Genomic DNA, 10,523 nt, shown 5'->3' on the forward strand with positions numbered 1-10,523 from the left:
GCACATCTCAACAGTAGGCCGCACTAGGCTACGGCGAGCGGCGATCGACAGCGGTTGCCCGAATACGCCCGCGCTCTCCGTAACCATCCGATATGCGCCATAAGGGTGATGCCTGCCGTTCACGGCCGGGCCACCCCCAGAACGCCTGTGAACTATTCCGTCTCTTCCGGTGGCGTGAGCGCAACCTCGCGGGCGGCGTCGGGGCCCTGTTCCAACAGCACGCCCAGACCCCGATCGTCCAACACGGGCACCTTCACTTGCATCGCCTTGTCGTATTTGGAGCCAGGGTTGTCACCGACGACTACGAAATGCGTCTTCTTGGAAACCGACCCGGTCACCTTCGCTCCCTGGTTCTGCAGGGCCTCTTTCGCGCCGTCCCGTGTGTACGACTGGAGTGTTCCCGTGACGACGACGGTGAGCCCGGCGAGTGGTCTGGGGCCTTCATCCTCGCCGGCTTCCTCCTCGAAACGCACCCCCGCAGCCCGCCATTTCTCAACGATTTCCCGGTGCCACTCCTCGGCGAACCACTGCTTGACCGAGGCGGCGATGATTCCGCCCACCCCTTCGACCGCGGCCAGCTCCTCCTCGTCGGCCTCGGCGATGCGGTCCAGGGAACGGAACTCACGGGCCAGCGCCTCGGCCGCCACCGGGCCGACATGGCGGATCGAGAGGCCGGTGATGACGCGGGCCAACGGCCGCTGACGGGCGGCCTGGATGTTCTCCAGCATGGACAGGGCGTTCTTCTTCGGCTCGCCCTTCTGGTTGGCGAAGAAGGTGACGATCTTCTCCTCGCCGGATTCCGGGCCGCGCTTGGGCAGGCCGCTGTCGGGGTCCAGGACGTACGAGCGGATGGGCAGCAGGGCGTCGATGTCCAGGCTGAACAGGTCGCCCTCGTTACGCAGCGGCGCCTCCTTGGGCTCCAGCGGCTGGGTCAGCGCGGCGGCGGCCACGTATCCCAGGTGCTCGATGTCCAGGCTCTTGCGGCCGGCCAGGTAGAAGATCCGCTCACGGATCTGGGCCGGGCAGTACTGGGCGTTGGGGCAGCGCAGGTCGATGTCGCCCTCCTTCATCGGCTGGAGCGCGGCCTGACAGTCCGGGCACGCGGCGGGCATGACGAACTCCCGCTCGCTGCCGTCCCGCAGGTCGGCCACCGGGCCGAGGATCTCCGGGATCACGTCGCCCGCCTTGCGGAGCACCACGGTGTCGCCGATGAGGACGCCCTTGGTCTTGACGACCTCCTGGTTGTGCAGCGTGGCGAACTCGACCTCGGAGCCGGCCACCGTCACGGGCGCGACCACCGCGTACGGGGTGACCCGGCCGGTGCGACCGACGCCGACGCGGATGTCGACCAGCTTGGTGTTGACCTCCTCCGGCGGGAACTTCCACGCGATCGCCCAGCGCGGCGACCGCGAGGTGGACCCGAGCCGGCCCTGGAGCGGGATCTCGTCCAGCTTGACGACGACGCCGTCGATCTCGTGCTCGACCGAGTGCCGCGCCTTGGTGTCACCGAAGCGGGCGATGAAGGCCCGTACGCCGTCTGGCGTATCGACCACCTGGCTGTGGCGGGAGGTCGGCAGGCCCCATCCGTGGAGCAGCTCGTAGGCATGCGACTGACGGTCGATGGTGAAGCCCTCGCGGGCACCGATGCCGTGGACCACCATGCGCAGCGGTCGGCTGGCGGTGACCTTCGGGTCCTTCTGCCGCAACGATCCGGCCGCCGCGTTCCGCGGGTTGGCGAACGGCGCCTTGCCGGCCTCCACCAGCCCGGCGTTGAGCTCCTCGAAGCGCTCCATCGGGATGAAGACCTCGCCGCGCACCTCGACCAGGGCGGGCACCTCCTCGCCGACCAGCCGGTCCGGGATGTCCGCGATGGTGCGCACGTTCGGCGTGACGTCCTCGCCGACGCGCCCGTCGCCCCGGGTGGCGGCACGGGTCAGCCGGCCGTGCTCGTAGGTGAGGTTGATCGCGAGTCCGTCCACCTTCAGCTCGCACAGGAAGTGGTACGCGGCGCCCTCGCCGACGTCCCTGGCGATCCGGTCGGTCCAGGCCGCCAGCTCCTCCTCGTCGAAGGCGTTGTCCAGGCTGAGCATCCGCTCCAGGTGCTCGACCTCGGTGAACTCCGTCTCGTACGCCCCCGCCACCTTCTGGGTCGGCGAGTCGGGCGTACGCAGCTGCGGATGCTCGTTCTCCAGCGCCTCCAGGGCGCGCAGCAGCTTGTCGAAGTCCGCGTCGCTGATGATCGGCGCGTCCCGCACGTAGTACCGGAAGCGGTGTTCCTCGACCTCCTCGGCCAGGAGCTGATGACGCTCCCGGGCCTTGGAGGGCACCTCGGACCGTGCCTCGGCGGGCACCACCGCGCGCGCGCCGTCCACCGGCTCCTCGGGGGCGTTCTCGCCCCCGGACACCGTTTCGCCAGCCACCGTCTCGACCTCCCGTAACCTCATCCGTCGACCACCCCGCGGTTCACCGCGTCGCGGGGCGGGCGCGCCATCACTCAGGGTTGTCCACGAGTGATGTCGCGGCCCGGACGCAGTGGGCCAGCGCGGCTCGCGCGTACCTCGGCGAGGCACCCGCGAGCCCGCAGGAGGGAGTGAGCACCACGGACCGTGCGAGGGTCCCCGGAGCCAGCCCCAACCTGCGCCACAGCGTCCTGACACCCATGACGCTACCGGCAGGGTCTGACAATGCCCCCGATTGCGGGTCCGTGCCCGGCACGATCCCGGCGAACAGCGCGAGCCCGTCCTCGACCGCCTCACCGACCGACTCCTCCTCACGCTCCGTGAGCAGCGAGAGGTCGAAGGAGACGCCGGTGGCCCCCGCGCGGCGCAACAGTCCGAACGGGACGCCCGGCGCGCAGCAGTGCACGACCACCGGCCCGTCGGTCACGGCGCACATCTCGCGCAGCGCGCCCTCGACCACGGCCCGGTCGACCACCGGGTGCGTGCGGTAGCCGCTGGCGGAGCGGACCCGGCCGTCGAGGACGGCGCGCAGCGACGGCTCGTCGAGCTGGAGCACCACGCGGGCGCCCGGCACCCGGCGCCGCACCTCGGCCAGGTGCGCGCGCAGCCCCTCGGCCAGCGACCCGCTCAGGTCCCGGCAGGCGCCGGGGTCGCTGAGCATCGCCTCGCCGCCGCGCAGCTCCAGCGCGGCGGCCAGCGTCCACGGCCCGACGGCGGACACCTTCAGCGTCCCGGTGTACCCCTGGGTGAACTCCTCCAGGGCGTCCAGGTCCTCGCCGAGCCAGGACCGCGCGCGGCGGGTGTCCCGCCCGGGGTGGTCCCCGATCCGCCAGCCGCTGGGCTCCACGCGCGCGTAGAGCTCCACGAGCATCCCGGCGGTGCGCCCGATCATGTCCGCGCCGGGGCCCCGTGCGGGGAGCTCCGGTAGGTACGGCAGTCGCTCCAGCGACCCGGTGACCGTCTTGGCCGCCTCCCGCGCGTCCCCGCCCGGCATCGACCCGACTCCGGTGGCGGCGCCCGCGCCCCAGCCCGTCTCGTTGTTCTCGCTCACGCTCACGCAGGAAGCGTACGAGGCGCGGGGCGCGGCAGCGTCGCCGCCCGCGCCGCGACGGGCGCGCCCCGGGCCGGCGCCACCCGCCGTCGTGCGCACGGGGCGGCGCTCCGGCCGCCACGGGGCGCTGGCGTGGGGCCGTACGGAGCTACTCGGCGCGGTCCAGCGCGCGCAGCAGGTGGGTGCGGAGTTCGGCGCGGGCGTCGTGGGTCAGGTGGTCCAGGGGCGAGTCCTGGGCCATCCGCTCCAGCAGGTCGAGCCGCAGCCGCCGGCCCGCGTCGGTCAGCACGAGCTGCTTGGCGCGCCGGTCCCGGGGGTCGGGGCAGCGCGCGACGAGTCCCTGCCGCTCCATCTTGTCGATGACGTACGTGACGTTGGGCGGCTCGCAGCACATGCCGGCCGCCAACTCGCGCGCCGTCTTCGGCTCGCCGAGCTCCTCCAGGGCCTTGGCCTGGGTCGGCGTGAGGTCGAGGGTGGCGACGTGGCTTCGTCGGTGGGCGTCCATGCGCCGGGTCAGCTCCGTGACGAGCCCCCGGATCTCCCTGGTCCCACACCCCGCCCCAGCGGCGGGCGCCGCCCGCTTGTCCGGCGCGCCCGGTGTCACCTCACTGCTAGTCACCCGGTTAGCGTACGTCGGCCCCGGGGCCTTCCAGGAGGGTGCCGGGCGCGTTCCCGAACGTTGAGACGGCCGCTGCCAACGGCTGTGGCCACCGGGGCGGTTGAGCCGTTCACTCCAGCCCGACGCTCCCGGTCCCGCGCTCGGCCGGCGGCCCCGACACGAGCCCGGCGACCCACGGCCCGGCCGCGCGCCGCAGGGCGCTTCCGGGCGCGCGCGTGTCAGCCGGCGGGGCGCACCGACAGGTCGGTGATCTCCGCGTCGCGCGGCAGGTCCAGGGCCGTGAGCAGCGTGGTGGCCACCGACTCCGGCGTCATCCAGCGCTCGGGGTCGTACTCCCTGCCCTCCTGCTGGTGCACCTTGACCTGCATCGGTGTGGCCGTGCGCCCCGGGTAGACCGTGGTGACGCGTACGCCGTGGCCGCTCTCCTCCCAGCGCAGGGCGTCGGCCAGCGCCTTGAGGCCGTGCTTGCTCGCCGCGTACGCGCCCCACTGGGCGTTGGCCCGCAGCCCCGCGCCGGAGTTCACGAACACCACGTGTCCCTTGGCGAGCCGGAGCTGGGGCAGCAGCAGCCGGGTCAGTTCGGCCGGGGAGACCAGGTTGGCGGCGAGCTGCTGGTTCCACGCCTTGGGGGTCAGCTCGCCGACCTCGCCCAGCTCCACGATGCCGGCGATGTGCAGCAGCGAGTCGAGGCGCTCGGGCACCTGCTGGTGGCCCAGCGCCCAGGACAGCCGCTCCGGCTCCGCGAGGTCGCCGACGAGCGTTCGGGCCCCGGGGTAGCGCTCGGCGAGTTGCTTGGCCCGTCCGGCGTCCCGCGCCAGCAGCCACAGTTCCTCGCCGCGCGCGCACAGCCGCTCCGCGACGACGGTGCCGATGCCCGAGCCTGCTCCGGTGATCAGATGCGTACCCATACGACGATCCTAACGACGCCGGCCTGCCCGCCCTGGCGCACGTGGCCCAGCGCACACGGGGCGGACACGGGGCCCGGACGCGCGGCCGCCGCGAGGGGGGTGAGGCTCAGGACGGAGCGGGCGGCGGGGCGAGCGGGTCAGGCACGGGGCCCGGGCGGGGTGGGGGACGGGCGGGGTCGCGGAGTCGGGGCGGGGCGGACGGCGTTGACGGGGCCGGTGTCAGGGCTGGATGCCCGCCTGCTCCTCCAGGTAGGCCAGGGTGCTCACGCCGTCCTCGGCGAAGAAGACGAGGTCGGTCAGCGGGATCGGCAGGAACCCCTCCCGCTCCATGCGCTGGAGCTGCGCCTTGAGGCCGTCGTAGAACCCGGCCGCGTTCAACAGCACCACCGGCTTGGAGTGCAGGCCGTGCTTCCGCAGCTCCAGGATCTCGGTCGCCTCGTCCAGCGTCCCGGTGCCGCCCACCATGACCACGACCGCGTCGGCGCGCGCGAGAAGCTCCGCCTTGCGTTCGGCCAGGTCGCGGGTGACGAGCATCTCGTCGGCGTGCTGGCGCGCCTTGTCCCGGAGGAACTCCACGGAGACGCCGACCAGCCGCCCACCGTGCTCCTGCACCCCGTCGGCCATGACCTTCATCAGGCCGGACTCCGACCCGCCCCACACCAGTGTGTGCCCGCCCTTGCCGATCAGCTCGGCGAACTCGCGGGCCGGCGTGACGTAGCGCTCGTCAAGGTCGGCGGCGGAGCAGAAGACGCAGATGTTCATGCGCGTCACTGTACGAGAGCGGGCGGGTCGGTGTTCGAGGCCCGCTCCACCGCTCGCTTCGACGGCCGGAAGCCCGGCCCGCCGCCCCGTGGCCTGCCGCCGGTGCGCCCCCTGGCGCGGGGCGGGCGCACCTCGCGCCGCCGCGCGCCCCGCGATGACACACGGGGCGCGCGGCGGCTCCGTACGGGACGGGACGGGGCGGGGCGGTTCAGGCCGGGCGGGCGGCGGCGGGCGTGGGGCGTTCGGTACGCGCGATGGTCGCCGAGCCCACCACTCGCGTGCCGTCGTACAGCACGATCGCCTGGCCCGGGGCGACGCCGCGCACCGGAGCGTCGAAGCGGACCTCCAGCGTGCCGTCCACCAGCTCGGCCGTGACAGGCGTCTCGCTGCCGTGCGCGCGGAGCTGGGCCGTGTAGGTGTCGGGGCCGATGGGCGCCGTGCCGCACCAGCGGGGCTTGATCGCGGTCAGCGCGGAGATGTCGAGCGCGCCGGCCGGGCCCACCGTGACGGTGTTGTTCACCGGGGAGATGTCGAGCACGTAGCGCGGCTTGCCGTCGGCGGCGGGGACGCCCAGGCGCAGGCCCTTGCGCTGGCCGATGGTGAAGCCGTACGCGCCCTCGTGGGTGCCGAGCCGGGTGCCGTCCTCGTCGACGATGTCGCCCTCGGCGGTGCCGAGTCGCTTGGCCAGGAAGCCCTGTGTGTCGCCGTCGGCGATGAAGCAGATGTCGTGGCTGTCGGGCTTCTTCGCGACGGCCAGGCCGCGCCGCTCCGCCTCCGCGCGGATCTCGTCCTTGGTGGTGAGGGTGTCGCCGAGGGGGAACATCGCGTGCGCGAGCTGCCGGTCGTCGAGGACGCCGAGCACGTAGCTCTGGTCCTTGGCCAGGTCGGAGGCGCGGTGCAGCTCGCGGGAGCCGTCGTCGCGGGTGACGACGGTGGCGTAGTGGCCCGTGCACACGGCGTCAAAGCCGAGCGCGAGGGCCTTGTCCAGCAGGGCCGCGAACTTGATCTTCTCGTTGCACCGCAGACACGGGTTGGGCGTGCGACCGGCCGCGTACTCGGCGACGAAGTCCTCGACCACGTCCTCGCGGAATCGTTCGGCCAGGTCCCAGACGTAGAAGGGGATACCGATGACGTCGGCGGCGCGGCGCGCGTCACGCGAGTCCTCGATGGTGCAACAGCCGCGCGCACCGGTGCGGAACGACTGCGGGTTGGCGGACAGGGCGAGGTGTACGCCGGTCACCTCGTGCCCGGCCTCGGCGGCTCGCGCGGCGGCGACGGCGGAGTCGACGCCGCCGGACATGGCGGCGAGCACACGGAGGCGACGGCCATCGCGCGGAGCAAGGGGATCGGGGGCGCCCGGGAAGTCAGTCATAGCCGTTCCAGGGTACGGGTGTGCGCGGTGGTACGTCGCGGCGATAAGGACCCGCCGCGACGGGAGCCCCCAGTCCGAGGTCCGACCGCTCCGTGCGTGCCGCACGGGGCTCCGTTCCGTCGCCCCGTGTGCCGGGCTCCGCCTCGCGCGGGCGGGCGGGCGCCGCTAACTGAGTCCGGCGGTGCGGGCGCGGGCGACGGCGGGGCCGATGGCCGCGCCCACCGCCTCCACGTCCGCCTTGGTCGAGGTGTGCCCCAGGGAGAACCGCAGCGTGCCACGGGCCAGCTCGGGGGGCGAGCCGGTGGCGAGCACCACGTGGCTGGGCTGGGCGACGCCCGCGGTGCAGGCGGAGCCCGTCGAGCACTCGATGCCCTGCGCGTCGAGCAGCAGCAACAACGAGTCGCCCTCACAGCCGGGGAAGGAGAAGTGCGCGTTGGCGGGCAGCCGGCCCGCCGGGTCGGGGTCGCCCCCCAGCACCGCGTCGGGGACGGCCTCGGTGACCGCCGCGACGAGCGCGTCGCGCAACCCGCCGATCTCGCGGGCGAACTCCTCGTGGCGCGCGGCGGCGAGCTCGCCGGCCACCGCGAAGGAGGCTATGGCGGGCACGTCGAGCGTGCCCGAGCGCACGTGGCGCTCCTGGCCGCCGCCGTGCAGCAGCGGCACGGGCGCGTACGCGCGGCCCAGGAGCAGGGCGCCGATCCCGTACGGGCCGCCGATCTTGTGGCCGGTGACGGTCATCGCGGCGAGCCCGGAGGCCGCGAAGTCCAGCTCGACCTGGCCGAACGCCTGCACCGCGTCGGCGTGCAGCGGGACGTCGAACGCGCGGGCCACCTCGGCGAGTTCGGTAACCGGCATGATCGTGCCGATCTCGTTGTTGGCCCACATCACGGTCGCCAGCGCCACGTCGGAGGGATCGCGGGCGATCGCCTCCCGCAGCGCGTCCGGGCTGACCCTGCCGTACGAGTCGACCGGCAGCCACTCCACGCGCGCGCCCTCGTGCGTGGCGAGCCAGTCCACCGCGTCGAGTACGGCGTGGTGCTCGACGGGGCTGGCGAGCAGTCGGGTGCGGGCCGGGTCGGCGGCGCGCCGGGCCCAGTAGATGCCCTTGACGGCGAGGTTGTCGGCCTCGGTGCCGCCGGCGGTGAACACCACCTCGCTGGGGCGGGCGCCCAGTGCGGCGGCGAGCGTCTCGCGGGACTCCTCCACGGTGCGGCGCGCCCGCCGGCCGGCGGCGTGCAGGGAGGAGGCGTTGCCGGCGACGGCGAGCTGGTCGGTCATCGCCCGCACCGCCTCCGGCAGCATCGGGGTGGTGGCGGCGTGGTCGAGGTAGGCCATGATGCGTCGATTCTACGAGCCACGGCGGTGCACACGAGAGGCGCGTAGGGGCGCACGGGTCCCGGGCGCGCGGGCGCGTTCCCGGGCCCCTGACGTCGCTCCAGGTGGGGCCGGGTGGCGGGGCGGCCCCGGCATGCGCCGCCCCGTGCACCGGGGCGCCGGAGCGCGGGGCCGCTCGACCGTCCCACCCGGCGGGGTGCGGGGCGGTCGGGGCCCGCACTGGTCCAGTCCGGTACGGAGGGCACGGAGCGGAGGGAAGGCGCGGATCACTCGACGGGCCTGTCATGAGTTACTAGCCTTACGGTCATGACATGGGATCTGGACCGCGCGTACCACTCGTCCTCCGGCACCGTGCGCTGGGCGGAGTTCGGAGACCCTGACGCGCCGCCGGTGGTGCTCCTGCACGGCACGCCGTTCTCGTCGTACGTCTGGCGCGGCGTCGCCCGCGCGTTGGCCGACCGGTACCGCGTGCTGGTGTGGGACATGCCGGGATACGGCGCCTCCGAACAGCACGCGGGGCAGGACGTGTCGCTGGCGGCGCAGGCGGTCGTGTTCGCCGAGCTGCTGGCGCACTGGGGCCTGCGCGCCGGCGAGCCCGGAGCCGGGGCGAAGGACGTCGCCCCGTACGTCGTCGCGCACGACTTCGGCGGGTGCGTCGCGCTGCGTGCCCATCTGCTGCACGGCGCGCGCTACCGGGCGCTGGCCCTGGTGGACCCGGTGGCGCTGGCGCCGTGGGGCTCGCCCACCTACCGGCTGCTGGGCGCGCACGCGGCGGTCTTCGAGCGGCTACCGCCCGCGCTGCACCGTGCGCTGGTGCGGGAGTACGTCAGCTCGGCCAGCGCGCCGGGGCTGCGTCCGGACGTTCTCGACCGTCTGGTCGCCCCGTGGTGCGGCGAGGCGGGGCAGCCCGCCTTCTACCGGCAGATCACGCAGAACGACCAGCGGTACACCGACGAGATCCAGGGCCGCTACGGCGAGCTGCGGCTGCCGGTGCTCGTGTGCTGGGGCACCGACGACTCCTGGATTCCCGTCGCCAAGGGTCACGAGCTGGCCGCCCTGGTGCCCGGGGCCCGCCTACGGCTCATCGAGGGCGCGGGCCACCTGGTCCAGGAGGACGCCCCGGCCGAACTGGCCGGCGCGCTCAGCGGTTTCCTCCGCGATCTGGACGCCTGACCCACCGGCCGCCCCGCGCCGCGCCCCCGCCCGACGGGGCGACGGGGCGACGGGGCGACGGGGCGACGGGGCGACGGGGCGACGGGGCGACGGGGCGACGGGGCAGCGTAACGGTGCGGGGCTACGGGGCGGCGGGGCAGCGTAACGGTGCGGGGCTACGGGGCGGCGAGGGTCGCGCACAGGTCCTCGTACGGCCCGTACAGCGCCAGCAGTCGCTTCGCGGTGCCCGCCGACCCGTCGGTCGCGGGACGGATCTCCACCGCCATGTAGCCGCGACTGATGATCCACCGGCCGCCCGGCTGGTCGTGGGTGTGGAAGCCCGTCGCCCAGTTGTCGCCGCCCATCACGTACACGTCCGAACGGGGGTACTCGGGGTAGCCGATGGTGGCTGTGCCCGATACCTCGCGCTCCACCGACGTGCCGGTGTCCAGGTTCGTGGCGCGCAGCACCAGTGGCCCGTCCTCGACGGCGAACACGGGGCGCCCCGCCCCGTCCGTCCAGGTGCGCAGCCGTAGGTCGCTGACCGGGAACTCGGCCCGCGCCCGGAACGGGCAGACCTCGCCCGCCGGGTAGTCGTAGGGCCTGGACTCCGGATGGGTGACGACGGGGCCCTCCGGGCCGGCGGGGCGCGTACCGGCCGTGGGTGCCGCTGGGGGGTGTGGGGCCGGGTCGGTCTCGGCGGCGCCCGCCGGCCCCGTCGCCCCGGCCGCCACCACGGCGGCCAGCGCGATCGCGACGGCCCCGGGACCGCCCCGTCGTGACGTCTTCCTCGCCCGCATGGTGTCCTCCCCGCTGGCTCCCGGGGCCCGCGCTCCCCGGGTTCGTGGTCACCTCGCGGGCGGCG

At 74.0% G+C, this 10,523-nt stretch carries 9 protein-coding genes; 1 reads left to right on the forward strand and 8 read right to left on the reverse strand.

Annotation, left to right across the window (positions count from 1 at the left end; all coding sequences use genetic code 11):
• Positions 1-152: 152 nt before the first annotated feature.
• The 7 genes from ligA to ACFVFR_RS04490 all read right to left on the reverse strand — a co-directional run bounded on the left by ligA (position 153) and on the right by ACFVFR_RS04490 (position 8,506).
• A complete protein-coding gene (gene ligA, locus ACFVFR_RS04460) occupies positions 153-2,444 on the reverse strand; it encodes an NAD-dependent DNA ligase LigA (RefSeq protein ID WP_383697991.1) in 2,292 nt (763 codons plus the stop codon).
• Between the two features lie 46 nt (positions 2,445-2,490).
• Complete coding sequence (locus ACFVFR_RS04465; RefSeq protein ID WP_383698071.1) at positions 2,491-3,510, reverse strand: methionine synthase; 1,020 nt, start codon at positions 3,508-3,510, stop codon at positions 2,491-2,493.
• 148 nt (positions 3,511-3,658) lie between these two features.
• Positions 3,659-4,129 carry a MarR family winged helix-turn-helix transcriptional regulator gene (locus ACFVFR_RS04470; protein WP_383697993.1) on the reverse strand — a complete coding sequence of 157 codons (471 nt, stop codon included), beginning with the start codon at positions 4,127-4,129 and terminating at the stop codon, positions 3,659-3,661.
• Positions 4,130-4,347: 218 nt separating this feature from the next.
• Positions 4,348-5,037 (reverse strand): SDR family oxidoreductase, encoded by a 690-nt coding sequence (locus tag ACFVFR_RS04475; RefSeq protein ID WP_383697994.1) that lies wholly within the window; start codon positions 5,035-5,037, stop codon positions 4,348-4,350.
• A 219-nt stretch (positions 5,038-5,256) separates the two neighbouring features.
• Entirely contained in the window at positions 5,257-5,799 is a 543-nt protein-coding gene (locus ACFVFR_RS04480; protein ID WP_383697996.1) for a TIGR00730 family Rossman fold protein, read from the reverse strand.
• 208 nt (positions 5,800-6,007) lie between these two features.
• Positions 6,008-7,171 carry a tRNA 2-thiouridine(34) synthase MnmA gene (gene mnmA, locus ACFVFR_RS04485; RefSeq protein WP_383697998.1) on the reverse strand — a complete coding sequence of 388 codons (1,164 nt, stop codon included), beginning with the start codon at positions 7,169-7,171 and terminating at the stop codon, positions 6,008-6,010.
• A gap of 165 nt (positions 7,172-7,336) precedes the next feature.
• Positions 7,337-8,506: a cysteine desulfurase family protein gene (locus ACFVFR_RS04490; protein WP_383698000.1), complete on the reverse strand. Its 1,170-nt coding sequence runs from the start codon at positions 8,504-8,506 to the stop codon at positions 7,337-7,339.
• 306 nt (positions 8,507-8,812) lie between these two features.
• Between ACFVFR_RS04490 and ACFVFR_RS04495 the strand changes: the two genes are divergently transcribed.
• Entirely contained in the window at positions 8,813-9,679 is an 867-nt protein-coding gene (locus ACFVFR_RS04495) for an alpha/beta fold hydrolase (RefSeq protein ID WP_383698002.1), read from the forward strand.
• Positions 9,680-9,834: 155 nt separating this feature from the next.
• Here ACFVFR_RS04495 and ACFVFR_RS04500 read toward each other — a convergent pair whose 3' ends face one another.
• A complete protein-coding gene (locus ACFVFR_RS04500) occupies positions 9,835-10,458 on the reverse strand; it encodes a hypothetical protein (RefSeq protein ID WP_383698004.1) in 624 nt (207 codons plus the stop codon).
• Positions 10,459-10,523 lie beyond the last annotated feature (65 nt).

The sequence above is a fragment of the Streptomyces sp. NPDC057702 genome (assembly GCF_042799315.1).
Classification (GTDB): domain Bacteria; phylum Actinomycetota; class Actinomycetes; order Streptomycetales; family Streptomycetaceae; genus Streptomyces.